Below are 26,374 nucleotides of genomic sequence, written 5' to 3'. Positions count from 1 at the left end.
CGTCACATCACATCGCGACGGGGCTCAGTCATCCTCGCATTCTCTCGTTCTGACTCGCCTCAAGATACATCTTTTGCAGATTTGCATTCGTCATACTGTTCGCAAAATGGAGGTACAATAATTTCAGATAGAGGCTATGAATGTGATCGGACTGGGCTTGTCTGTTCTGGATACGTTGAGGCTCCTGAAGTGCCTTCGTGATATATTCAGCCAGACTCGCGGCTCGGTGTGTATCACGGTGCCCAGCGTCAATAGCGGCGACGGCACGAGCAGCAGTTGCCGCGCGCAAATCGTCATCTTCGAGAAGTCGAGCCGCAACGGCTGCAGCATCATGAACATCATTTTGTCGGTAGCAATGAAGGTCTCGACCATTCACGAACAGCTCATCCAGCCCATGTCCTGTATGCGGCGTCAACAGACAACATCCGCACCCCATCGCCTCAAAGACACGAAAATTGAAGTCTCCACGTTCAGCAATATTGAGCACAATACGTGCGCTGGGATACAATGTCCGATAATTCCCCCGTGTCACAACAAGTCCGGGGACAAGCTCACGCAATTGCTTCAAGAATGTAGCCCGAATCGGCGTCGTTTCCGGGTCGACTTTCCCAACAAAAAGCAGGTCGGTAGTCTGCGGTTCCGGAGTCGTCCGATCACTCGATTTGGCATACAGAGGCATCCAGAGACAATCCTGCGGAGCAAGACGTTTTCCCAAAAACTGCGGCAAATTGTCTTTCAGATTGAGGACAAGCAAGTCAAACGCCTGTGCGTAAAATGGGTACCAGCTATGAATATGGCTATCAACGCAGAAAAACACCGTCAGACAAGGAAAATTGGCCACATCGGTGAGAGGTGGCGGTCCACTACAATCACCATAGACGACGACATCGGGAGGACCAGACGCAGCCTCGACGATATCGGCATACGAAAGGACTACAACGTCTCGAGGGATCACGGTGACGGTAAACCCGTGGTTTGCGAGAAGCTTGGAGAAATAGGGATTCCCAACCCACACAAGGGAAAGGCTCGACGCGGTCATAATCATACCCTTCTTTGAACGAACTGCACGCTCACTACCCAAAGGAAGAATCCTGAGCAAGCACCTGGCATGCTTCATATCGTGGACAGATCACAGAGAAATCCTCTAAACACAATACCAATTCGTTTGTTTATCGAGAGTATACCCATCACGACAATACGCTTGAGCGTGCAGTTCATAACGCCAAACACGAACCGAGAGGATATCCCATGAAGCTCACAATATATCATGTCGATGCGTTCACCAATCGCGTCTTTTCCGGGAACCCGGCTGCGATTTGTCCCCTGGACAACTGGCTTCCTGATGAGGTCATGCAAGCCATCGCAGCGGAAAACAATCTTTCCGAAACCGCTTTTTTCACGATCGACGAAGAACATGGACAAGGCCACATTCGATGGTTCACACCGGCTTTCGAAATCAACCTCTGTGGTCATGCAACGCTTGCATCCTCATATATTCTCTTCACACAACTTGGATATACGAGGCCTTCGGTGACTTTTGCTTCACAAAGCGGCCCACTCGTCATTAAGCGTGAAGGTGATTTCTTTTGGATGGATTTTCCGGCCTGGATCGGCCGGTCACTGACAGCAGAAGAGCTTGACGCGGTGTCTCATGCTTTGGGGGCCACGCCGACGCAAGGCTATGCAACGCGAGACTGGATGGTTGTCTTCAATGATCCCGCCGAAATCCTGGCCCTCACACCGGACATGACCGCAACGGCAGCTCTCGATTGTCTCGGCGTTATCGCCACGGCTCCAGGTACGAACGATATCGATTTCATTTCTCGCTTTTTTGCACCCAAGTGTGGTGGCGATCCAGAAGACCCGGTCACGGGGTCAGCCCACTCAACACTCATCCCCTATTGGTCCACTCGACTCGGCAAAACCGATATGCGTGCTCGTCAAGAGTCCAAACGCGGCGGCGACCTCCTTTGCCGATACCTCCCGTCACCACAGGGCGATACATCCAGCAGAGTTGCCATGGCCGGTCAAGCTGTGACCTTTATGCGCGGAGAAATTGAATTCGACGTCTGATCGTCTTATCGATTCGAGGGGCTAAGGGGGAGTCATGCCAATCCTCCCCCCTTGCCACTGGGGTTATTTCTCAACACCCCTCGAATAGGGAAGAAAAAAATGAATGCCAATACTTAACTAGGCAGAGATGCGGTACGTACAGAGCTTGCAATTTGCGTTTTCTTTAACAAGGTACGGTTCGTCCCGCATCTCCAGAAGCTCCCAAGTTCCGTTTTTTTCCAGAGCAAGCATGCGTTCGCGATAGTTATGTTCTTCATAAGCTCCATCGCGAATGGTGAAACACAGAATGCCTCCGGGCTTGGTGACTCGAACAAGCTCATCAAATGCATCAGGACCAACGTGCCCGTATGTGAATGTCCCTACACATACGATAGCATCGTATCGGTCGTTTTCCATATCAAGCGACTTGCACAGGTCTGCTTGAATATGGTCTTTGTAAACGCCGGTCTTGGCGGCTTCATCAAGCATCTCTTTCGAATAATCAAGCGCATCCATATTAGTGAAGTTGCGCTCTTTCAAAGCGACTCCAACAAGGCCAGTTCCACAGCCGGCGTCAAGAATGCGCAAATTGGGGTCGTCAACAAACCGAGCCATGGCTTTTGCTGCACCAAGAAATGCGACATAACCGAATTTTTCGACGGTATCTTTGTCGTAGTCGGCAGCCCAGAGTTTATATGCGTCCATGAGGTCGCCATGGTTATCGGCCGTGTAGACTTTATTAAGAATCTCGGTTTTCGTGATACTCATGCCTGGCCTCCAAGAACTTTGTAGATACAAAATTTTGCGGTGACCTTTTCTTTGATGAGATAGTCCTCATCAAGCATTTGGAGCAATTCCCATGTTCCGTTGGATTCAAGCTCCACCATTTTGCTACGATAGTCATACTCCTGATACGCTCCATCGCGCACAGTAAAACAAATGTAGCCATTCGGCTTGGTGATGCGAATGAACTCCTCAAAGGCATGTGGTCCAACGTGGGCATACGTAAAAGTGCCCACACAAATAGTCGCATCATAACTATTATCGGCGAATTTCAACGATTCATTCATATCGCCTTGAACCAGATGGCCATACACGTCTTTAGCTTTGGCTTGCTCCAACATGGAATCACAATAATCCAAAGCTTCCAGACGATCATATCCCATTTCCGCAAGCTTTTCCCCAACAAGACCTGTTCCACATCCGGCATCGAGAACGCGGCTTTTAGGCGATTCCAAATACGAATCCAGAACTTTGCAAGCCAAAGCCGGCCCCACATAGCCCATCCCATGCAAAGTATCTCGATCATAATCGCATGCCCATTTATCATAGGCACAGCTCAATTCTTCAGAATTTTTAGCAACATATGTAGCATCCCAAATATCATGACGCGACATAGCAACTCCTTTGTTAGAGGACAATAAAAGTATGAAACAACACCGCAACGGCATATTCATACTATGAACACCACTTCATACATCAAAAATCAAATGCAATAATAATACTATTACACACAATACAACATAATTATTGAATGTTGTGATTGATATAATAATATTTTTTTGTGCAAATAATGAAAAATGACAAATATATCTTTGCAGTGGTCAAATGGTAAGCACAAAGAAATACGATTGTCAAATTTGCAAATTCAAATTTTGCATTACAAAAAATTATCACTGTAACATAAAAAACACATTTAACGAACACACAAGATATATTCCATCATCGTACATCATATGGAGCAACATGACTTACGAGGCAGCAGATCCTTCCTTATCCGCTTCAACCCGGAATAATCCCGGGTAATCCCATTAAACACGATCTCCTCGGACATATTTTTTTCTCAATGAAATTTTTTTTCCTAAAAACAAAAAACCAACTTGACACTCCCCCCCATCCAAACATATACACACACCTCGTTCGGGGCTGTAGCTCAGTTGGGAGAGCGCTTGAATGGCATTCAAGAGGCCGTGGGTTCAATTCCCTCCAGCTCCACCAGAAAATTTCCAATACATTGGCCCGGTTATCCTTCAAGATAATCGGGCCTTTTCTTTTGCGGTGAACCCGCCGGTGAACCGGGAGAACCGCTTCCCCCCATCTTTAAACCACCGACCGGCAAAATTAAGGTAGGATCTGCAGGTCTATGGAGTTATAGTCAAATGTGGTGTTTGTGGTCAGGCGGCTTCCCTGCCAGATTCATCCATGTCCTCAGCCAAGACTTCTTCGCCGTTGACGAATTTCGTACCAGTAATCAGTTTGTCGAGCAGTTTATATCCGCGTAATCGGCGCCAGCTTTGTTGTGCGGATTGAACCAGCTTGAAGATCATTGCCAGGACCGTATCCCGCGAAACACAGCCCCTGATTTTACTCGTCCGTAATCGAACTGTGGCAAAGGTCGATTCAATCGGGTTGGTCGTCCGGATGTGCGCCCAGTGTTCCGCTGGAAAACCATAGAAGACCAAGAGTTCCTCTCTGTCCTTTTTGAGACATTGCGCAGCCTTGGGATATTTGTCTTCGTACTTTTTGAGAAACAAATCGAAAGCCTTGTTCGCCTCCTCGTGCGTTGCGGCCATCCAGATTTCATGCAAACCGGCCTTGGCATTTTCTTGAATGGATTTAGGCAGCTTATTGAGAACATTGGCCGTTTTGTGAACCCAATAGCGTTGCTGCTTGGTTCCAGGAAAGAGTTTACGCAATGCCGCCCAAAAACCGAGGGCACCGTCTGCAATAGCCAAGCTGGGAGGGATTTCCAGACCACGAGTTTTGAGATCGACGAGCAATTCGTACCAGCTTTGCTCGGACTCACGGAACCCGTCTTCCACGGCAAGAAGCTCTTTGCGACCATCCGTCGTAGCACCAATGACCACGAGGATACATTGGCGGTCATCATCAGCCCGAATATTGAAGTATATGCCGTCAGCCCAGATGTAGATATAATGGTGTCCCTTTAAGGAACGTTTGTTCCATTTCTGATGTTCGCTCTGCCATTGTTGCTTCAATCGGCCGATACTGCTTGAAGACAACCCTTGCGCTTTATCTCCGAACAAAGCCGTCAAAACCTCTTTAAAATCGCCGGTGGAAATGCCGTGCAGGTACAGCAAAGGTAAAAAATCTTCGACGCTCTCCGTACGCTTCAGATACGGCGGAACAAGTTTGGAGGTGAATTTGATCCCGTTGCCAGTTCTGTCGCGAACCTTCGGCACCTTCACTGGGACCGGGCCCGCTCCAGTAATAATATCACGTTCAGGGAGATAACCGTTTCGGACAACGCCCTTTTTACCGTCAGCGAGAGGCTGAGCAACACGTTCCAATAGTTCTTGAACTTCGATTTCAAGAGCTTGCGCCAAAATCTGCATTGCTCCTTGCCGAGCCAATTCTGTCAACATATCCCGCTTTGCAGCTTGCTCCTCAAAGATCGAAATACTATCCTTGCTCATGGGGGACGTACCTCCAGTTTGTCGGTTTCCATAGTGGATTCTCACCCGACAGGGTACGTCACCCCTCCTCCCTCTTCAAACACCACTTTTGGGTATAACTCCTTTCTTGTAGCAGGATCACGTACAAACTCCATGCAGACAAGGGGGGACAAATTTTCTGCCTCTAGAGAATATTGCCGGAAAAAGGGAATCGTTCTACGGATTGCAAGATGAGGAATCGAATCCTCTGGACGCCTTGGTCGTCATCGCTGGGTTGTGGAGCGGGCATTATCCTGGCTCAATCGCTCTCGGAAGCTACGCATTCGCTATAAAAGAAGTGCCAACGCCTATCTTGCACCGTGTTCCTTGGCTTGCTCTGTCATTATTTTTCGGTTTTGTTAGTGGCTCTTATCAACGAATTCGATCGCTTGAACGTCAACTCTGCCCCCCGATGATAGCTCCAAGATGGAATTCATACGTGAATTCAGCACCAAACGTTAATAGAACATGGTCTGATTTCGAAGGGACACGTTGTGGCATTATTTATAATTTACGAAATCCTTCGTATGTCGTTGCGGTATTGTCGTGGACTCATGCCAAAATAACCGCGAAACGCCTGGCTAAATGAAGGAAGGCTTTGATAGCCGACACTAAATGCCGCCTCAGTAATATTAATATCGCTATTTTCTAGTAAATTTCTGGCCTCTTCCAAGCGAAGAATACGCAAATACCCAAAGACGGTCGTACCAAAAATTCGACGAAATTCACGATTCAGGCGAGGGGCAGAAAAACCGACCCGACGAGCAAGCTCTACCAGACGTGGAGGTGCTTCAATATTATCACGTAAAATGCTTGCTACCTCAGCGACGGCTTGTGCCGTTGATTGTGAACATGCCGTTGAAGTGATGAGAGATGTATTTTGCATCGCATCGTCTCCTTTACTCCTCTGATTTAAGAAATGATATTAAATCAACTGGACAAAGTAGAATAATGCAGAACCGTGTTCTTTTCTCACCAGGTGTTCATAGTCGTTTCATGAAGTGGCTTACGTTTATTTTTACAAGCCCTATCTTTGAGTATGATGTTCTGCAATTGAGAGTTAAGCACAGAGACAACATCATCTTTTTTGTCTCGAACAAAAAGATGGTTGCCATCCACTGCAGTAAGTGTGAGTTCCATTGTGGAGTATAAACCCCATGCACGTACTTCCGGTAACGTAGCTTCTGGATCGTTCGTACCGTAAAAAGCTTGAATAGGAAGAGGAAGGACACCGTCACCATTGAAAGTATAACTTTCATCTGCCAAGAAATCCGCCCGAAGCAGTGGGAGCAAAAGTTCCAGTAATTCCGGATTCTCTTCCAACAAAGTAACATCGTCGGAGTAGCGTTTTAAACCGGATACAAAGTCATCTTGAGGTAAATCATGAATCGGGGCAGGCTCCGGGAGGTGTGGCGCCCGGCACGCCGAAACGACAAGAATTTCAGGAAGAACATGGCCGGCTTCCTGAAGAGCCCGGCACAATTCAAAAGCTATTTTAGATCCCATGCTATGTCCAAAAAGTGCATATGGCCTATCAAGATAAAAAACCAACTCTCCCATGAGTCCTTCTACGAGCGTAGCTACTGTCGTATGGCAGGATTCTCCTAGCCGCTCTTCTCTTCCGGGGAGTTGTACCGGGCAGACCTGAATTGATGGAGAAAAAATGTGACTCCAACTTCGATACAAAGAAGCTCCGGCACCGGCATACGGAATGCAAAAGAGTCGCATCTCTGCATCTGCAGACACATCTGCACAAATCCAAGAACTCATAATCTCTCCTCTGAACACTGACCAAATAAGACATCAGAGTGCTTTATTTTTTTAGATATGCTTCAATAACTTTCGGTAATTGCCTGGGGGGAGGCGTCAATTGAATCAAACGAGGTGCACCGAGTTTTTGCATGCGTTCTGCCCACATAGAACAAAGGGCCTTCGCATATGCGTAGCGATTGAAAAGCGAGCCTTGATCTGTGATGATCGAATGAAATTCTTGTAGAGCATGTGCGACAGCCTGCGGCCATTGTTCCTCCACAAGATGAGAAAGGGATGGACCTTCCGAGTCGGAAAGCAATCTGGAAATAGGATTGTAAGGATGGAGCGTATTTTCCATATCAAAAATATCGCGGGAGAAATGCAGTCTATCCGACCAGAGAAGAGGCCCGGCAGCACTTTGCAGTGTTAAATTTCCCGAAGGGAATCCGACTGTCATTCGATGCAGAATGGCGGCATTATTGTCAGGGTCAGTGGAGTCGTAATAGTTTTGAACTCCCAAGGTTACAGGCGTCCCCGCAATATGTCCCCGCAATACTTCGTAAGGAAATGCTTCTACATCACAGGCAGCTAAGACATGCTCCAGCCCCGGACTGTACTCTTCAAAAGCATACGGCGTCACCGTGCCGACAGCCATTCCTATGATGTCCAGCAACGAGCATAATACTTGGACCCCACAAAGAGCGTTGATGAAACATATGGGCTGCTCTTGTTGAATCTCGTGAACAAGACGCAAAAATTTTTGAGTTTCCCCCATATGCACATGATGTGTATTCAAATAATGTACACATCCTGCACGTAATGCAGTTTGCTGACATGTTTCCACTTCACGAGGATGCATTGGATGCTCTTGGATAACATGGATACCTCGACGCAATAAAGACAACGCAATCTCCGTTCCCGCTCCTCCCACTATGGAAGACCGTATAACCACGCACGCTGCTTCAATATGACGAGGGATATGGTCAAGAGAGGTATACAGAGGAACACCATACTTTTGAGCTAATTGCTGCGAACGTGAGTTCCCTCGTGCTAATATACCGGCCAAAGCGAAGTCTGGGGCAAGGCGTAGCCCTTCAAGGTAAACCTGACCAAAACGAGTGCCACAACAAAGAGTTTGTATGGGAGCAGGCATGTTGTTACACCTCCTGATTATGGACAAAATGCATTTCAGGCGGCCCCATTCGGATCAATCCTTGTCGTGCAAGTTGTGTCATGACACTTTTGGGGGGCAAGGCTTCGGCGAAATAATTCACTCCCCGGACCTGACCAGACAGGATTGCTTCAACAGCCATCCCAACCATAGCTCCCATAAAAGTATTGGCATCGTCCACGGCGACTGCCAATGACGTCTTTTGTCCGTTGTCCCCCTCTGCTTCGCATAAAAAGAAATGCCCTCGTCCATAACGCGAAGCACAAGCTCCAGAGGCATTTTTAAGTACCGTTGCCGCATCATCCAGAGAAAATACAGAGTCCGCAGTCTTTGCGATTGTTGCGAGAGCACGAGGCATTTCTTCCCCTATAAAGCAGTTATGAAAATCAAGAGGAATGTTCAATCGTTCTCGTACTCGGCGAATTTCAAAGGAGGTATATGCAAAAGCCAAAAAAGACTGTCCTGAAAAAGGCATTTCCACAAAGTGCGGTCTCGCCGCAGTGCTCTCAGGAGGTGGTGCTTTACGCATACTCTCCGCATAGTCATAAGCGGCACTGTAACTGAACGCATCGAGAGCCGCGTAATAGATGCGTAAATACGTTGATGGCCGATTTTTTTCTTGCAAATGTTGATACAGCCATAGCGGTACAAGTCCTGAGAGCCCTGGCATAAGTCCAGAACCAAGCACTACTGTGGATATATTTTCTGTCTTATAATGCTCCGGGCGTTCAAAAACAGCCAGCAAAGGAGCCTCTCCAGCGGGGTCCACATAAGGAACCTCGGCACGTAAAGCTTCTTTAGCAACGCAGGGCCCCAGTACGGACGAAGGTCCTGCACAATTACAAATCACGGAGCACTGCTGCAAAACTTTGCGAAGATCTAAGATATTGCTGCAATCCAACACCTGAGTACGGATGTTCTTTTTATGGCTCTTCAGGATGTGAGTAAGCTTCTCTGAAGATCGACCGAGAACGAGGACTTCAATATCGGAGACATAGCGCAACAAAAAATCTACTGCCTCCGTACCGATAGCGCCTGCGCCGCCAAGCACGCCTACAACCGTACTCATGCTCTTTCCTTCCCTGCCAATGTGGCTAATGATTGTGCCACAACATTGACTCCCGGCTCTCTCATGCTTTTCCAGTGGTTGCCGGGAAGGTCTATAATCTCCACTTCGCCCTGTGCATGACGTCGCCAAAATTCTTTCATCTGATTTCCCAATGGAATGAGAAATGCGTCTTCTTCCTGTCGGCGAAACAAGGTTACCCCACTCTTCATATCGCGTGGTTCGTAAGCGTTGACGCCCTGAACACTGTGGGCCACAACGCTATAAATACCATCCAAGCGATGGCGAGACATGGTTCCTGAAAATGCGGGGGTAAGATTATAAAGTTCAAAGGTCCGGGCTAACCGTTCCTCTCGCGACATTGCGACAAGAGTTCGGCATGCCGTGTAGGTCTCAGAATCAGGAGGCAGATGAGCCAATACAGCACCTTCCGTAATATCCGATTCCTGCTGCACCACGGCGGTTACGGCGCGGCCGATATCCCACACATCCACACCTATTTTAGCCGGATCAATACCTATCTCCTGAATAAAGGTGAGAAAGATCAACAACGAGTCATTAATGGTGTACGACGGTTTAACAGTATTGATGACGGCGACGCCTTTCAGTGTATGATTACGCTGCTCTATAATTCTTGCCACTTCCAACGCCACGAGTCCCCCCATACAATAGCCGCAAAGAAAAGGCTTCTCTTTTGCTTTCAGCGTCTCTGCATAATTCCGTGCCAGCGTCGGAATAAGGTCCGAGGTTGGGATAGCGAGATATGCCTCCATCGAGGCCGGCGTTAAAGCGTGTATGGGGAGGTGGGAATCAATTGCATGCAATAAAGGAGTAAAACTGGAGATATTGGCTGTTCCGTCCGGTATAAGATACAGCGGCGTCCGATTTTCCTCCCCTGTTTGTAAGGAAAGAGTTACGACGGCCTGAGCACCGTCAAAAGGGCGGATGGTTTCGGGAACATTTTCTTGATCTTCCGATACACCACGTTTTTCTCGAACAAGAGCCGCGAGTGCGCGCACAGTGGGATTTTGTACGGCATACCGTAATGTTTCTTCCCAATCCAGAAGGTCTTCTCCAAAAGAGGAACGCATTTTTGCTACCAGCTGCGTCAGGAGCAAAGAATCTCCGCCAGCTGCATAAAAGTCATCCTCTAATCCTATTGAACTTATGGATAAAATCCCTTTCACCAAATCCGTCAATTCGCTCTGTACGGCATCTAAAGGAATCGTTTCAGAAGGAGCTACCGAGGTATGTGGGCTTGCAGAAAATGATGCCAGAGCTTTACGATCAACCTTACCATTTGCAGTCACTGGAAGAGCTGAGACAATCGCAAGCTGAGAAGGAATCATATACTCCGGTAAACGCTCATGGAGATGGCGAATGATGTTTTGCTCATCGGGGATAGCATCCTGCCCTCCGAAGCGGGCAATAAAAACGGTCTGCCCTACCCGAGAAAGAGGATGGTCTTGACCAGGGAAAAAAGACACATGATCCGCACCCGCTTCAGATAACAGAGAAGCCCAGCGATGTGCCGGCAAGAAAGGAGAATTAAGCTCTTTACGTTCATCTTCAAACTGGTAAAGATCATTGAGAAATTCCATTGATGTCATTACGCTGAGGTTATCTCGTGTTGATTCGATAAATATAAGCCACCCACCAGGAACCAACAGTCCTCTTAAATTACGTAATACATCGGCAGCGATCACCGAATTGTGCAAAACATTGGATGCAATAACCACATCCGCAGATGCACGGGAAATCCCCTGTGTTTCCAATGACCCATTAATGTCAAACACAGTATAATCTATAAAAGGATAGTCTTTATAGCGTTCACGCGCTTTATTAAGAAAGAATGTGGAAAGATCGGAATACGTATAGCGGCATTTTCCTTTTGGTAAAGCAGGTATGAGACTATTACTCGTGCCGCCAACTCCGGCACCAACTTCAAAAATATGCAACAGATTACTTGAAGAAGAATTTTCAACCAAAGAAAGAACAGCAGCAACGACCTGGCTATTCATATAATTGCTGGTATAATTAAATTGTACGGCTACAGCGACATCAGTGCGCCCTTCCGGAAAAAGAAGATGTAAAGGATCAACCTGATCAAACAACAAATCTTTAAAATGCAACGCGCCATTTCGAAGTAAAGCCATCAACTCCCGGCCATAGGCAAAATCTTCATGCAAACTGACAAGTTTGTCCCATGCCGTTAAAAGCATCTCTCTATTGACATGCCGCAGATTGCCGTACATTCCGTCCTTTTTGTCCAAATAGCCATGCCGACACAATGTATCAAGAATACGGCGGAAAAGTTGTGCATGCTTTGATGGCACCGAGAGGATATACATCAGTTTTTTAGGGATACGCCATATTCCTTCAGGAAACGCATTAAGGCTTGAAAGAGTTTCGCACATGGCCATAAGTGCGCTTTCATCCATTTGGTCAAAAAAGGCATGCATGAGCGGTACATTCGTATCAGCTAACCAGCTCTCCATCGCATTTTTGGTGGCGTCGTTTACATTCTGCCAAAGAAGGCTGTCTTGTGTTGTTTCTTTGCAATCGGGAACAACGTAGGCTATCAAATGAGAATTACCGGAATTTTCACTCTGTGCCACAACCACGGCTTCGTTTACGCCGGGATGCGAACGAAGATTCGTTTCAATTTCTCCCAGTTCGATACGATGGCCACGAACTTTTACCTGAAAATCCCGACGTCCCAGAAAACGAATATTCCCATCCGGTAACATGCAACCCGCATCTCCGGTTTTATATAAACGTTCTCCTGTTGTTGGGTGGATTATAAAAGCCTCTTGCGTTCGGATCATGTCATTAAAGTATCCTTCGGCGAGCCCCATACCGCCTATGTAAAGGTCGCCGACCACATAATCCGGGCATGGTTCCATAAGACTGTTGAGCACATGAAATGTCTGGTTATCCATGGGCTTGCCATAGGGAATGCTAGGCCAATCCAAGGGGACATCCGTAATAGGATAGTGTATGGACCAAATGGAGGCTTCTGTAGCACCGCCAAGGCTATGTAGTTGTGCTTGCGGTAAAAGTTGGTTTGCCCTGGAAGGAAGAGTAAGAGGTATCTTATCCCCACTTAGCAAAACGACACGAAGCGTTTCAGGAACAACACCCGTATTTTCTCCATATTCAACGGCCATTTCAAAAAGTGCAGGCACAGAATTCCATACAGTTGCATCAAAACGTCGTCCGGCTTCTACCCATTCTGCAGGGTCCGCCACACTATGACGTCGAGGAATGACCACTGCCCCGCCACAAGCCAACGGACCTAAAATATCGTACACGGAAAGATCAAAGCTCAGATTCGATACGGCAAGGACTCTGTCCTTTTCAGTGATACCGAAACGCCGATTGACATCCAGTAGTGTGTTGACCGCCGCTGCATGGGTGATGACGACCCCTTTGGGAGTGCCTGTGGACCCAGAAGTATAAATGATATAGGCGCGCGTTTCTGGTGGAGCCACAGAGGCCGGCTCTGAAAAAGAATCTATGGCATCAACAGGAACAGTAATAACACCATCCCATGTCGTATAATGATCCAAGCGCTTGGAAGAAACGAGTATGAATCGGACATTTGCTTCCTGTAGAATGTGACGTATCCGTTTTTCCGGCCAGGTAGGATCAAGAGGAATATAAGTACATCCTGCAGCGAAAACACCGAGTACAGCGACAGGTTGCATCCAACTTTTTTCCAGCACAATGGCCACATTTTCGCCGGGTGTGACACCTAATTTCTTCAGGTGGTGACATATTCCACCACTTCGCCGTTCAAGCTCTTCATAAGTCAATTTTTTTTCCGCCGTGAACACGGCAGGAGCCTGCGGTGTCAGTGCGGCCTGACGCGCAAACAAATTATAAAGATTCTCATTCTCAATTGGATATCCCGTAGCATTAACGATGGCTCGACGTTCTTCCTGAGCTGGTGGCAAAGCTACACTTAAGGGACTATCCCAAATTGTATCGTTCCCAATCAACTGTCTTATCTGGTCACAAAAAGCAGAAAACATGGCGTCCAAGACACCCTTAGGGAAGATATCCTCAAGGCAATCCCACTGAATATGAAGCTCGCCTCCTGCTTCCATAACCTGGCAATCGAGCCACACTTGTGGAGTCTGGCTAATGCCATGAACGATACGTCCCTGTTGAAAAAAACCTCTCGCATCCTGCTCAATGCCCACACCCACCGTATTTGTAAATACGACTGGCATCAGTACAGAGCCTTCCTTATATCGAGCTAATTCTCGTAATACATGCACACCGTTGAACAAACGGTGGTCCAGATCTTCCCACAGCCGTCCTTGAAGGTCTTTGGCAAACGAGACAAACGGTACGCCGGCCTTGCGTTTCACTTCGAGCAAATTCACCGAGGTGAAATCTCCGACAAGACGCATCACATCTTCATGCCATGGCAGACGATTGAGGACCGTAAGATTTAAGGCAAAATGGTTCGTGGCACTCCATCGGCCAAGGATTTCAGAAAAAACGGCCAATACCGCAGTTCCCAAGCTAATGCCTCGGTCTGTGGTCTGTTGAGCCAATGCGGTTCGCTCTTTCGCGGAAAGGGATATATGGCGGCGTACAAAATGAGGAGGGCTTACCTCTTGGCTTTTTATCGGTAAAGCCGGTGCATCGGGAAAAGTAGGTAAGCGATTAATCCAATATGCCTTATCCCGTTTCCAGGCGGCTTGATTTACAAGATCTTTTTCCGCCAAAATAACATCACGAAATGTGACTTCCAAAGGTGGTAGGGCCGCCTTTGGATCATAATACAAAATACCGAGTTCCTCCATGAGAAGGCTGATGCTAAGATAATCGGCAATAAGTAAATCCATGCTCACATGGAGGCGTGAATTTCTTTGAAAATGGGAGACGTGTAACTCAAAAAGTGGCCATTGTTTTGCATCAAAATGTTGATGAGACATGGTCTCTCTCACTGCTTCCAAAGCATTGAGGCAAGCAGTGGCATCCATATCATCCATGTTTGTTTCAGTTATTTCATAATGCGGCGTATCGGATAAAATACGCTGTGTGGCATTCGCAGAAAACACAGCGCGCAGCATGGGATGTCGTTCTATAAGCTTTTGCCAAACAAGAGTAAGACGACGTGTGTTTAACCGAGGTAATTCCAGTTCAAAATATCCATGGCATGATGTCCCACCATGAGCATATGCATCTGAACGCCCTACGAAGTAGGCCCCTTGTAGAGCCGTAAGTGGAAAAGGTTTATTTGCATCCTCAGGGTAATGAATCAAAGGATGTACGCCAGATTCACGCTGCTTGAGGATTGCCAGTATTTCTGTTTTTGCTGCAACCATGGCTGTCTTCAAAGATGAATTAATAACATCTTTGGGAGCTCGAAAGCGTAAAGCCCCGTCTTCAGCCCATAAAACAGCACCCTTATCTTCCAGATACGAAACCAGCTCTTGTACCGTCATATGATTCCTCCTTCGTAGTTTGTGGCGTTGTTTTCAGTGTATTTCCCCATATATTCCGCAAAATTGCGAACGGTCGGAGCATCAAACAACAGCCGCAAAGGAACCTCGCAATGAAAATGTTTTCGGACAGCGCCCATAAGACGGGCAGCTATAAGAGAATTTCCACCAGCAGCAAAAAAGTTATCTGTGTAAGTTAAATCGTCCTTTTCTAACAAACGACTCCATAATTGAAGAAGCTCCTGCTCCATTGCTGTGGCTGGGATATCAAAATGACTTTGTGACTGTTCACTTGAAATAATGGTGGAAGGTATAGCGTCTTTTACGTCACCGTAACGCGGTGCAATAAAAACGCCTTCCGGCGTTCGACGCGCAAAGACACCAGTGGGGCGTAGAGCTTGGTCAGGAATACCTATATGGATTTCTCCATCGACCCAATCCGGGCATGGTTGTCCTGATGGTCTGAGTAACCAAAGGGAATAATCCCCTTCCATGACAGAAGAATAACCTGCATCACGCAAGTCCGAAGCTATTTCAGGGGAAAATTGCAATTTTTGTTTCTCACCAATCAAGGCCGCATCCGGGACCAAAACAGAAGGGTCATCCGGAGCTTCTCCATAAGCAATGAGAGGCAAAAGGGTTTTATATGCAGCAAACATCAGGTCAATCAGGCCGTTGGGGAAAAGCTCTTCCACAACATCCCACACTAATAACAATTCACCGTTCATTTCATACACTTGGTGATCCAGCCAAACTTGTGGTGTCTGCGAGATGCCGTAAACAAATTGTCCCGGCATCAATAACCCCTCGTCAGGTCCGGAGGAGCCGACACCCAGGGCACTGGTAAAAACAACAGGCATGGTTTGCCGGTGTGTTCCTCCATCGCGGGTATTTATTTCACGTAAAACTTCCACGGCGCTGAAAGCAGCGTGATCTCTGTCTTCCCACAATCGACGCTGTAACAAACGCGCCCGGTCAAGAAACGCAGGTGCTGAAGCAGTGTCCACTGCCAACAGCGTTAATGTGGTGAAATCTCCTACCAGGCGGTTCACATCGGGATGCCCCTGCAATCGATCAAAAAGAGTCAAATTGACGGTAAATCGATTTTCCCGGCTCCAGAGATTGAGGACTTCAGCATAGGCAGACAGCAACACTCCAGCCGGTGTAAGGCCGTTTTCTCGCACTGTTTTTTGAAAATGTGTCCACGTTTCTGTGTCTAAAGTAAACTGCCGGCGTCGGAAGACACCATTGATGACCGATTCCCCACCGTCATACGTAGGAAGTTTGGGAGCAGGAGGTAAATTCGCTAATCGATCAAGCCAATAGCGGCGTGCCGCGGCATAATTTTCTCCAGTACGAGAAGCCTCCAACATCAACACATAATCACGAAACGAGAGAGTCAACGGTTCCAATGTTGCCTGATCATCATGATACAGGCGTGTCCATTCGCTCAAAATATGGAGCATGCTCCACCCATCGAACATGATATTGTCAAAGCCCACATGCAGACGCACGGTATCGCGACCATAGCAAGTCATTTCCAAAGCAAAGAGAGGCCATGTATCGGAAGGTAAAACCTGGTGAGACAACCTACGGCGTGTTTCAGATAAGGACGCGTGTATAGCACCGGGAGTCGTGTCTTCGGAGAGACGAACAATACGCGGCACGAAAGTTGGTGTATGTTCCAGAATCTGTTGAGATTGCCCATCCGAGGCTACAACAGCACGCATCATGTCATGATGTTCCACCAATCGCTGCCAAGTCGAAGTCAAGCGGTCAACATCAAGTCCCTGCCCTTCGATTTCAAAATAACAATGCGTGGAGACATTCCCGAGTGAAAAAATCCCCATCCTTCCAACCCAGTAGGCATACTGCACATCTGTCAATGGAAAGGGCTCATACCGGTGTGCTTTATCGGGAGTAATTGAAGGTACGTGCGGTTCTGTCTGTTCTGTTGTCTTTGCCGTTGCGCATGTCTGTTTCACCGCGGCAGCCAATCCGGCAATGGTTGGATAATCAAAGATCCAACGAAGTGGAATATCGACATCAAAATGGGAACGCATACCGGCCACAAGCCGCGTTCCAACGAGAGAATCTCCGCCGACGGCAAAAAAATTGTCGTCCACTGCAATCTCTCCGCCCGGCAAAAGCTCGTGCCACAAATCAGCAATGATACGCTCTTCATTGCTACGTGGTTGTAAGCGCTCCTGTCGTCCCTTCCCGAGATCCGGAGGATCAAGAAGCGCTTTTTTATCAATTTTGCCATTAACGGTGAGAGGAAATTCTCCTATTTCTACAATGCGTTGAGGCACCATATAGTCTGGTAAGACTCGATGAAGTCGGTCCAGTATCTGAGGTACGGCGAGGCGGGAGATTTCTCGTTCGGCAAAGCCTACAATGCATGTCTGACCGATATCGGAATCATCCGATTCATTTGTCACACCTGCGGTCAAAACGTGCACACCGGAATATCCCGCTTCACATATGTGTTTTGTCCACGCAGCTGTTGTCAGAAGAGGTTGTTGTTCTTTCTTACGACCATCAAAAAATCGAGTAAATCCACCTTCCAAAAAAGCCACGGTACAATCCTGAAGAAAAGTATTCTTCGTTTCTTCCAGCAAGACGAGCATACCACCGGGTTTCAGGAGTTCTTTCAACCTCTTGAGCGTCACAAGAACGTGTGGTGTTCTGTGTATATAACTGGAAGCTATGATGACATCTTGTGAAAACGGCTCCACGGACTGTGCATAAAACGGCAATAACGGATCAAATCGTTGAAAATTCACCGAGTCGAAGCGATTCCGCAGCCTCTTTTTCTGATGCTCTACAAGAAAAGCCGAGCTGTCAGATAAAGAATACGTCATGCAACAACGTTTTAATGCAGGAACAATATGCTCTGCAGCTTGACCTGTACGTCCTCCGACTTCAAGTATCTCCAGAGGTTCGTGGCTGCATTCACTCAAGGTGCGTATTGCAGTCGCCGCCAAGGTAAAACGGTGTAAATAACCGGGAAACAACGCCGTTAGCTTCTCCGGAGAAAGATCGTTTTCCTCATTAAAAAAGATCTCCAGAGGATCGGCTTTTCCCACAAGCAACTTTGCACCCCAGGGACGTAGCCTTTCCAAATAATTTGCCACACCTTTTGCACTGGCAGCCCAATCAGCAGGAAGTTGCTCCATATCCAAATCAGGCCATTGCCATGCTGCATCAAGTTGAAACAAATCTTCCGAAGCATGCAAAGCTCCGGCCGCATTTAAGGCACGCAACCACAACACGAGAAGAGGTTCGTGGAGTTCGACCACATTGCAGGACAAAAGAAGTCCGGATGGACGTATTCCTTGTTTTAGATGAGGCAGCGCTCCTATATCTTCCAACACCTGAAACATGAATTTTTGTGCCAAAAGATTCACTACCGCACGATACTTTTCAGCATATTGGATAGGGAAATCTTTTGCAGACTGCGTCTCGGGAAGGTTGAGTGCACTCACAGCGTCCATACGTTGTGTATAGGCTTGATCAGAAAGAACCAGCTTTTCCAAGCAGAGATCAGGTTGAGAAAAGGTTCGGTCCATCGAGGCATACCCAACAAGTGCTTGCGATGTACCAGTGACTTTAACGACAGCTTTATTGACCGGAGCAATATCACGCAAAGCCTGCTCTATTTCGCCTAATTCAATTCTGTGCCCGCGAATTTTTACCTGTGTGTCCTGTCGGCCTAAAAACTCTAAAGCCCCGTCGGGTAAATAACGGGCTCGGTCGCCTGTCCTATACATGCGTTCACCACTGACCGGATGATAAATAAAACTCGCCTCAGTCAAAGATGTATCTTTGAAATACCCTTCTGCCAGTCCTTTTCCGATAATGTAGAGATCCCCTGGAACCCATTCCGGTCTATGTTTCAGGTGTCTATCTAAAACGTGAAATCCTTGATTCGCCAAAGGAAACCCATAAGGAATGCTCATCCATTGGGGAGATACTTCAATGATATCGAAGGAATTTGACCAGATAGAAGCTTCGGTCGCTCCTCCCATACCCACAATTTTTACATTGGGTGCTTTGCTCCACAGCCGTTGCGGCAAATCCAGAGGAATCCAGTCACCGCTAAGGAGAACAAGTCGTAACGAAGTTGGTATGTCTATATCCGCCAGTCCGCTATAGTCTAACAACATCGTCATCAGTGCGGGGACGGAATTCCAGATGGTCACGCCGGCCTCTTCCATGAGATTCAGCCAATGGGCCGGATCTTTTCTGTCTTCCGGTGTCGGGACAACAATGGCTGCACCGACCTGAAATGCGCCCCAAATATCGTACACGGAAAGGTCAAAATTCAGCCGTGAAAGGCCCAATATTCTGTCGCTTGGTCCCACGCTGTGACGCTGATTGATATCAAGTATCGTGTTACATGCAGCGGCATGCTTTATAACAACCCCTTTGGGTTTGCCTGTAGAACCGGACGTGTAAATGACATAGGCTGTTTGCTGTGGTGAGGCTGTTGCCACTCGTTGTGGTTCCCGTTGTGCCATGGCTTCCAAAGAAAAGGCAGTTCCTTCGAATTCTCGAAGATTCTTCAAGGTGGCGGCATCACCGAGGATATGTCTGACGCCTGCATGCTGTAGCGTATCTAAAGATCTCTGCGCTGGTGCATCAGGTGCGAGAGGTAGATATACGCCTCCGGCTAAAAGTACGCCCAGTGCGGCAGGAATTTTACGCCATCCATCCGAAATCACCGCCACGATGCTGCCGGGCTCCATTGCATTTTCTTGGAGCCAACGAACAACATCCCAAGCGAGAGCAAGCACTTCACCGTATGTTTTCTTTGCTCCGGGCAGGATAATAGCTGTCCGTTCAGGATGTTCCGTGGCATGCTCAAGGAAACCTGCATGTAATATGGTCTCCGGAAGGTCTCTTTGTGTCGCATTAACTGTATTCCGGATATGCTGTTGTCGTTCGGGCAATGCGGTATCGACGGGCTGTTCCCAAACATCGGCATCGGTCGCCAACCGGAGCAACAATGCAGTATATGCCTCCATCATATCTTCAATCATGCGCGGCGGGAAAACGCCTTGAGCAACATCCCAATTGAAACACAATGTTCCTTTACGCTCATAGACCTGATGATCCAGCCGAACCTGAGGAGTCTGCGTAATACAATGGACGACACGGACATCATTCTCTATCTTTTCAAGTGCATCTAACGCATTCGCCAGATTGCCGTTGTCTGCAGTAAGAGGAAGTAAACTTGTAAAAACAACCGGAGCATAACTTCCTTTGCCCAGATCTGACCGTTGTTTTAACAGGCGCAACACGTCAACGGCGCACATATGCCTATGATCCATATCTTCCCAAATCTGTTGTTGCAGTGCTGTTGCATGAGACCCGAAAGAATAGCCTTCTACAGCCACACGTAAAAGCAACAATGAAGTGAAGTCACCTACCACTTCATGAATATCTTCATGTACGGGGAGGCGATTGAACAGTGTCAGCATAAGACTAAAATGGTCCTGCTGACTCCATTGGGCAAGGATGGTAGAAAAAGCCGCCAGCAATACGCCGGATGGCGTCACGCCGTATTCACGGGCTCGCGCCTGAAGAGCTCTCCATTGTGCGAATGCGAGTTCTCCCGTGTGGCGCTTAAAACGAGTTTGAGTCATGGCGGGCGCAGAACTCGCCAAAGGGAGGTCCGGCCCGGGAGGGATTTCGTCAAAACGTTTTTCCCAATAGCGCTCCGAAGCCGCATATTGGTCTGAATTACAAAATGTTTGTCGGGCTATGACATAGTCACGGAATGTAAGCCCCGGTACAGGCAAAGACTCGTGCGGTTGAACATAGCCATGCAACAAATCTCGTAAAAGAAGACCAAAGCTCCAACCATCCGCTATCAAAAGATCAAGTCCTACATGGAGACGTATGCCATCGGGTAAGCGTGTAACGCGCACGTCAAAAAGAGGCCATGTTGTTGCGTCTCTGTTTTGATGGGAGAGTTCATTGCGTAGCGACTCAAGACGTTCTTCACGCTCCGATAATGAGCACATTTGAAGATCTTCTATGGCAATGACATATGGAGGCGTATCGGCAAGCACCTTTTGTAATCCATCGGAACGAATAATAGTCCGTAAAGCGTCATGCCGTTGAATCACATTGTTAAGAGAGGATTCAAGACGGGAGATGTCCACATGTGGCATTTCCACTTCTGCATATATGAAACACGAAACATCACCCAGTTCCAATCCTCCATTACGCCCTACCCAATATGCATGCTGCACCGATGTTAACGGAAATGGCTCCCATCTGTGTTCAGCCTTGTGTATGACTTTTGGAAATTCCACGGCCCCAATCGATTGCGAATGAGGGTCATTTTCAAGCGTTTGTTCCTGATCAGAAACATCGACTTCAGTTACCAGATTTTGCTCTAGAAGCGCCGCAAGCTGACGAATCCCCTTACTTTGCATGATATCCGCCAACCGTAAGGAAACATGCACCTCTTTTTTTATACGCGTAACCAGTTCCATAGCCATCAACGAGTCCATCCCAAAGACGGTAAGAGACTGATCTCGCTGGAGCTGTGTTTGTTCCGGTATGCGCAAAATTTGCTTTACCCATGCCTCCAATCGACCAACCATACTTTTGTCATTCTCATTCCACACAGAGCTGATCGTTGAAGAGATTTCATCTTCTTGAGGCTTGACTGGTGTTGACTCGAAAAGAGAGGAAGAAGCATCAGTTATATGATTGTTTACTTCTTCTTTGGAAGCGGCCTGCACATTGGCCGGTTTGGAAAGAGCCCAATAGCGAGAACGTTCAAAAGGATAATGGGGCAAAGTCGCTTTGGCCTTGTCCTGATATGGATGCACAGCTTTCCAAAACGGATTTATTCCATCAACATAAAGTCGTCCCAGACTATGAAGCAAACTCTGCCATTCATTTCCATCTTCCATGGAAGGAATCCAGCGCAAAACGGGATCATTTAAAATACGTCGTCCCATATTGCACAATACCGGAGCCGGGCCGATTTCCACCATGTGCGTGCATCCCAAAGTCCCAAGAGCACGCATCCCATCAGCAAATAACACTGTATTACGGATATGATCACGCCAATACCGAGGCGTCATCAATGTGTTCGAACCGGCAAATGCTCCTGTAAGATTGGAGATAATCGGCAAGGTTGGCGTTCTATATGTTACAGTGCTCGCTACGGCCTCAAATTGATCAAGAATAGAGTCCATAAGGCGTGAATGGAATGCTTGTGCTACAGGCAAACGTCGTACACTGATGCCGAGGTCCTGAAGACAAGTCAGGACGTCGTCTAAATTTTCGCCAGAGATAACGGTCTGTTCCGGCCCATTGATAGCTGCCACGCTTGTGTCAAAAAATTCGGTATGCAAAATTTCATATATACGAAGGGGACTTGCAAACACAGCTGCCATTCCTCCTGGTTGGCTCTGTTGCATAAGATGTCCCCGAGCGACAACAAGCCGACAAGCATCTTCGAGAGAAAAAACTCCTGCCAGGCAAGCCGCTGTATATTCACCAAGACTGTGCCCTATGAGAGCTACCGGCTCTATGCCCCAAGCCAACCAAAGCTGAGCAAGAGCATATTCCAACGAGAAAAGTGCCGGCTGTGCATATGATGTCTGCTGGAGTTTTGAAGCATGTTCTTTATCAAAAAGTAGATGAAAGAGAGGGAGATCAAGCATGTTCTCCATGTATGTAGCGCACTCCTCCATTACGTCTCGAAAAACAGGATGCACCAGAATCTCTTTTCCCATACCGCTTCGTTGCGCTCCTTGCCCTGTAAAAAGAAAAGCGACTTTCGGTATATTAGGAGCGTATTCGGACGTGTGCACTGCAGCAGCTTGAACCGGAAGCTCGGCGTTTTCCACTGTGGTGGCTAATGATTCTAAATTTGCTCCCACCGAAAAGGTTCGAAAGGTAAAATGATCTCTTCCTTGCTGTGCGGTATGACAAATACTTTCGATATAGGGAGCGTCCCGGGATTCTCCTGCTTTTTCTCGCAAAAAAGAAGTCATTCGATTTTGCAGGACGGTTAAAGCACCGGGTGTTTTTGCAGACAAAGGAAGGATATGTTGTGGGTAGCTTAATTGTCCTGTAGGGGGGAATGACTTCGGCGCTTCCTCCAATAATACATGGGCATTGGCCCCTCCAAGACCGAAGCTACTTACTCCAGCGACACGTTTATGGGGGCCACGCTTCCAAGGTAAGGATTGAGACACCACGCATGCAGGAATAGAGGCGAGATCAAGCAAAGGATTTTCTTGTAAAAAATGAAGGTTCGCCGGTAAAATTTCATGTTCAAAAGCGAGCAGGATCTTGATGATACCGGCAATACCTGCAGCTTGTTCGAGATGACCGATATTACTTTTGACCGACCCGAGTAAAAGCGGTCGTGCCGGATCTCGTTCTTGAAAAACAGAGGCAATGGCGCGTGCTTCAACAGGATCACCCACATAGGTGCCTGTTCCATGGCACTCAATGTAATCTACGGCATCCGGAGTCAGGCCAGCATCCCGCAGTGCTAAACGCAGCATGTGAACCTGTGCTTCTCCGCTTGGGCTGGTGAGGCCGTTGCTACGGCCATCGTGTGTAATGCCGGTTCCTCGTATGACTCCCAGTATCCGATCGCCATCAGTAAGAGCATCGTCCAAATTTTTTAAAACAAGAACGCCCCCGCCTTCAGCCCGTACATAACCGTCCGCCGATGCATCAAAAGTCTTGCACCTCCCATCTGTGGCCATAACGCCGGCACTGGACATCATCCGATGTTTTTCCGGAGAGAGGATCAGATTGACGCTTCCTACCAGAGATTGCCTGCATTCACCGGCACGAAGACTCTGTACTGCCAAATGTAAAGCGTGAAGTGATCCGGAGCTTGCAGTATCCACGCCTATGCATGGCCCATGCACATCGAGGTGGTATGCAATTCGGCCGGGGATAAGCGAAGACGCAGCTCCAGTATACATATACATATCTTGAGCCATGTTTGTGCTCAACAGCAGGCGACTATATTCCGAATCGGCCACGCCCCAAAAAACACCTGTAGCAGAACCACAAAGCTGACCCGGGGCGATTCCCGCATGCTCTAAAGCATGATGACACAATTCCAGAGCAATGCGCTGCTGTGGGTCCATGACTGCCGCTTCACGCGGTGAGATAGAAAAAAAGGAGGCGTCAAAAAGATCTACATTTTTAAGGAATCCACCAAAGGTAGAAATCGATCCATCACTCTTTTCTCGTTCGCTGTCCCAACGATCCTGAGGAATAGAGCGAATAGGATCATATCCCTGAACTAACGTATTCCAAAAGGCTTTAGGACCATTTTCTAAAGTATCTGACAGACCGGGGAAGCGACAACTCATTCCGATAACAGCAATGGCCTGCTGTGCTGCATGTGAATCGTGTTTCAATTCGCAATTCGCGAGGGATAACGTCGCTTTTGCATTGGAATAATGACGAAGCCATTGAGCCAACCGCGCCGGAGTGAGGCAAGAAAAAGCCTCGGCAACATGAAATGATAACCCTGCTTCTTCTTTGAGTTCTGCAAGAAAGTCCGTTAGGATCAACGATGTCATTCCCAACGATGTAAATGGCGTATGTACATCCACAGATTGTGACGTCACAACGCGCTTTTCTATAAGTTTGAGAATATGATGCAGTATTCTTTGGTATTCCGCCATCGTAATCTCCTGATACAGCTACATTCTATTCTTAAGCCACTCTCTTATACTCCACACCAGACACAAACTATGTTTTCTTTTGAAATTGCTGGAAATACAGTCATCTCCGATGTAAAAAATTAAACATCTATTGCTCAAGATCATTTTTTCACAGATAAACCCATACAAAAAACATGTAATATTCATACTTATCTTACACATGATCGTACACACCTATATGAGTTTTGTTTGTCATATGACAATTACACACAAGAATGCTGACAAGATGAAATTTTCAATGGTCCCCAAGCAATTCCCCAAGAAAGAACGCCTTGGACATTTCCAGAATAGAGTTTTATTGGAAGCTTCTTCTCTCCCATATAGATGGAACTCGCTTCCCGCCTTCCTCGTGGTCGAACAGTCCAATCCCACGGGCGCTCTGCCATTCCAATGCCGAAATATTTAAGCAATGCTTCTTTGCGAGCCCACATGTTAAAAAAAGTGATGTGTCGTTGCTTGGGTAATGTTCTTTCGAGGAGTCGGCATTCCTCCGAAGAAAAAACTTCTTTGGCAAGCGCTCGTATATTATCCAGAGGAACATGTTTCTGTACGTCCACCCCAATGGCATATCTGTTGGAAAGGCCCACCATGCAGAATTGATCTGAATGCGACATATTGAAAAATATGTTTCCAGACTTTATTGCAGGCTTGCCATAGTGGTTATAAACGTAAGCGATTTCCTCTGGAGGCAAAGACACTGCAGCACTCAATATATGCCTTAGCCCCCCATGGGCACGAATATAACGAGTCTGAATACAACCTTTCCGTTCCAACGCATGTTGCCGTTCAGTGGGATCAAGGCAGGAGAGAAACGATTTCAGGTCATGTTCGCCCCATTCACCATTCAGTCGAAAAAACAAGACGTCCACGCTCTCATTTTTATCAGGAGAGACACGAAACCGTTTCATATCCATACCTTCCATCCTTATGCCGCTGTCCTGCGTAACACTGCCGAAGGAATGAGCGTGTCGGTTAGCGGCTCAAAAGCAAAACCATACGGTTCGGCTTCGCGAGCGACATCCTCAAGCCCTAACGTTCGCCATAAAAATTCCACACGTCGTTCCAACAGCACTCTTTCATCTGTAGTAATCTGATAAGTAAGCAACCATTTCTCATGCTGTTCGTCCTCTGGTATTCCTTCAATCCAAACGTGATATGTATTGTATCCCACAGGAATTTCAGCCAAACGCATTTTTTCCACATGTTGAGGCGTACTGATCATCATCACATCAAAAAGGACAATCCCTCCGGGGGGCATATGAAGCGCAAGCTTTTTCCAAAATTTTTTTCTGGCACCGTCGTCAACAAATCCCACACACCCCAAAAGAAGAAGTGCACGAATCTCTTTTGGTAAATCGACATCCTCGAAAGCTGACGGGATCACCGAGACCCGTTTCCGGAGATCCCCTGTCTGCATGATTCGAGAAAGCAAAGCTGTGCGCATAGTGGGTGATGGTTCCACAGCAAAAATGTCCACCTCCGGCAGAACCTCAGCAGCAGCCAAAACACCATGGCCGGTTCCTGCACCGATATCGACAATAGATCCTGTAATTCCATTGAGTTGAGAAAGAACCTGCTGGAAAGAATCTTTACGAAGACGCCACTGTTCATCGCATACGACGTCATAGAATTCTCCAGCGTCTGCATATATTTCTTTCGAATTTCCCATCGTTTCCTCCATCGAT

General features: G+C 47.4%; 13 protein-coding genes, 1 tRNA gene and 1 pseudogene. 3 read left to right on the top strand and 12 right to left on the bottom strand.

Annotated features, from left to right (window positions below; genetic code table 11):
• Positions 1–28: 28 nt before the first annotated feature.
• Positions 29–1,039 (bottom strand): glycosyltransferase family protein, encoded by a 1,011-nt coding sequence (locus G451_RS0104055; RefSeq protein WP_027183255.1) that lies wholly within the window; start codon positions 1,037–1,039, stop codon positions 29–31.
• A gap of 209 nt (positions 1,040–1,248) precedes the next feature.
• Here G451_RS0104055 and G451_RS0104050 point away from each other — a divergent pair, with 209 nt between their 5' ends.
• A complete protein-coding gene (locus G451_RS0104050; RefSeq protein ID WP_027183254.1) occupies positions 1,249–2,073 on the top strand; it encodes a PhzF family phenazine biosynthesis protein in 825 nt (274 codons plus the stop codon).
• 117 nt (positions 2,074–2,190) lie between these two features.
• On the opposite strand, the gene G451_RS0104045 is transcribed toward G451_RS0104050, so the two are convergent.
• A complete protein-coding gene (locus G451_RS0104045) occupies positions 2,191–2,820 on the bottom strand; it encodes a class I SAM-dependent DNA methyltransferase (protein WP_027183253.1) in 630 nt (209 codons plus the stop codon).
• Entirely contained in the window at positions 2,817–3,449 is a 633-nt protein-coding gene (locus G451_RS0104040; RefSeq protein ID WP_027183252.1) for a class I SAM-dependent DNA methyltransferase, read from the bottom strand. The genes G451_RS0104045 and G451_RS0104040 overlap by 4 nt, the downstream gene beginning before the upstream one ends.
• A gap of 525 nt (positions 3,450–3,974) precedes the next feature.
• Between G451_RS0104040 and G451_RS0104035 the strand changes: the two genes are divergently transcribed.
• Positions 3,975–4,050: transfer RNA gene (locus G451_RS0104035), tRNA-Ala, on the top strand.
• Between the two features lie 176 nt (positions 4,051–4,226).
• On the opposite strand, the gene G451_RS0104030 is transcribed toward G451_RS0104035, so the two are convergent.
• Positions 4,227–5,489, bottom strand: coding sequence for an IS256 family transposase (locus tag G451_RS0104030; RefSeq protein WP_027183251.1), 1,263 nt, complete (start codon positions 5,487–5,489; stop codon positions 4,227–4,229).
• A gap of 125 nt (positions 5,490–5,614) precedes the next feature.
• Between G451_RS0104030 and G451_RS34950 the strand changes: the two are divergent.
• Positions 5,615–5,870 (top strand): annotated as a pseudogene (locus G451_RS34950) (transposase); the annotation flags it as partial.
• Positions 5,871–6,018: 148 nt separating this feature from the next.
• On the opposite strand, the gene G451_RS0104025 reads toward G451_RS34950, so the two are convergent.
• The 8 genes from G451_RS0104025 to G451_RS0103990 all read right to left on the bottom strand — a co-directional run bounded on the left by G451_RS0104025 (position 6,019) and on the right by G451_RS0103990 (position 26,358).
• The gene (locus G451_RS0104025) at positions 6,019–6,393 is read right to left on the bottom strand and encodes a helix-turn-helix domain-containing protein (RefSeq protein WP_027183250.1); all 375 of its coding nucleotides are present in this window, start codon (positions 6,391–6,393) and stop codon (positions 6,019–6,021) included.
• An 86-nt stretch (positions 6,394–6,479) separates the two neighbouring features.
• On the bottom strand, positions 6,480–7,277 hold the full coding sequence (locus tag G451_RS27465; protein ID WP_051261108.1) for a thioesterase II family protein: 798 nt from the start codon (positions 7,275–7,277) through the stop codon (positions 6,480–6,482).
• 43 nt (positions 7,278–7,320) lie between these two features.
• Entirely contained in the window at positions 7,321–8,412 is a 1,092-nt protein-coding gene (locus G451_RS27460; protein ID WP_051261107.1) for a Gfo/Idh/MocA family oxidoreductase, read from the bottom strand.
• Between the two features lie 4 nt (positions 8,413–8,416).
• The gene (locus tag G451_RS0104010; protein ID WP_027183249.1) at positions 8,417–9,499 is read right to left on the bottom strand and encodes a saccharopine dehydrogenase NADP-binding domain-containing protein; all 1,083 of its coding nucleotides are present in this window, start codon (positions 9,497–9,499) and stop codon (positions 8,417–8,419) included.
• The gene (locus tag G451_RS32265; protein WP_051261106.1) at positions 9,496–14,961 is read right to left on the bottom strand and encodes a non-ribosomal peptide synthetase; all 5,466 of its coding nucleotides are present in this window, start codon (positions 14,959–14,961) and stop codon (positions 9,496–9,498) included. Before G451_RS32265 ends, G451_RS0104010 begins: the two co-directional genes overlap by 4 nt.
• The gene (locus G451_RS0104000; RefSeq protein WP_027183248.1) at positions 14,958–24,650 is read right to left on the bottom strand and encodes a hybrid non-ribosomal peptide synthetase/type I polyketide synthase; all 9,693 of its coding nucleotides are present in this window, start codon (positions 24,648–24,650) and stop codon (positions 14,958–14,960) included. The genes G451_RS32265 and G451_RS0104000 overlap by 4 nt, the downstream gene beginning before the upstream one ends.
• A gap of 242 nt (positions 24,651–24,892) precedes the next feature.
• Positions 24,893–25,603, bottom strand: a complete 711-nt coding sequence (locus G451_RS0103995; RefSeq protein WP_027183247.1) for a 4'-phosphopantetheinyl transferase family protein — start codon at positions 25,601–25,603, stop codon at positions 24,893–24,895.
• An 11-nt stretch (positions 25,604–25,614) separates the two neighbouring features.
• On the bottom strand, positions 25,615–26,358 hold the full coding sequence (locus tag G451_RS0103990) for a class I SAM-dependent methyltransferase (RefSeq protein WP_027183246.1): 744 nt from the start codon (positions 26,356–26,358) through the stop codon (positions 25,615–25,617).
• Positions 26,359–26,374: the final 16 nt, after the last annotated feature.

This window comes from Desulfovibrio inopinatus DSM 10711 (assembly GCF_000429305.1).
GTDB lineage: Bacteria > Desulfobacterota > Desulfovibrionia > Desulfovibrionales > Desulfovibrionaceae > Alteridesulfovibrio > Alteridesulfovibrio inopinatus.
This window is presented reverse-complemented; position numbering and strand designations above follow the sequence as displayed.

Excerpts from the sequence above, each read along its gene's own strand:
- G451_RS0104055 (WP_027183255.1), bottom strand. The coding sequence starts at position 1,039 with ATGACCGCGTCGAGCCTTTCCCTTGTGTGGGTTGGGAATCCCTATTTC.
- G451_RS0104050 (WP_027183254.1), top strand. The coding sequence starts at position 1,249 with ATGAAGCTCACAATATATCATGTCGATGCGTTCACCAATCGCGTCTTT.
- G451_RS0104045 (WP_027183253.1), bottom strand. The coding sequence starts at position 2,820 with ATGAGTATCACGAAAACCGAGATTCTTAATAAAGTCTACACGGCCGAT.
- G451_RS0104040 (WP_027183252.1), bottom strand. The coding sequence starts at position 3,449 with ATGTCGCGTCATGATATTTGGGATGCTACATATGTTGCTAAAAATTCT.
- G451_RS0104030 (WP_027183251.1), bottom strand. The coding sequence starts at position 5,489 with ATGAGCAAGGATAGTATTTCGATCTTTGAGGAGCAAGCTGCAAAGCGG.
- G451_RS0104025 (WP_027183250.1), bottom strand. The coding sequence starts at position 6,393 with ATGCAAAATACATCTCTCATCACTTCAACGGCATGTTCACAATCAACG.
- G451_RS27465 (WP_051261108.1), bottom strand. The coding sequence starts at position 7,277 with ATGAGTTCTTGGATTTGTGCAGATGTGTCTGCAGATGCAGAGATGCGA.
- G451_RS27460 (WP_051261107.1), bottom strand. The coding sequence starts at position 8,412 with ATGCCTGCTCCCATACAAACTCTTTGTTGTGGCACTCGTTTTGGTCAG.
- G451_RS0104010 (WP_027183249.1), bottom strand. The coding sequence starts at position 9,499 with ATGAGTACGGTTGTAGGCGTGCTTGGCGGCGCAGGCGCTATCGGTACG.
- G451_RS32265 (WP_051261106.1), bottom strand. The coding sequence starts at position 14,961 with ATGACGGTACAAGAGCTGGTTTCGTATCTGGAAGATAAGGGTGCTGTT.
- G451_RS0104000 (WP_027183248.1), bottom strand. The coding sequence starts at position 24,650 with ATGGCGGAATACCAAAGAATACTGCATCATATTCTCAAACTTATAGAA.
- G451_RS0103995 (WP_027183247.1), bottom strand. The coding sequence starts at position 25,603 with ATGGATATGAAACGGTTTCGTGTCTCTCCTGATAAAAATGAGAGCGTG.
- G451_RS0103990 (WP_027183246.1), bottom strand. The coding sequence starts at position 26,358 with ATGGGAAATTCGAAAGAAATATATGCAGACGCTGGAGAATTCTATGAC.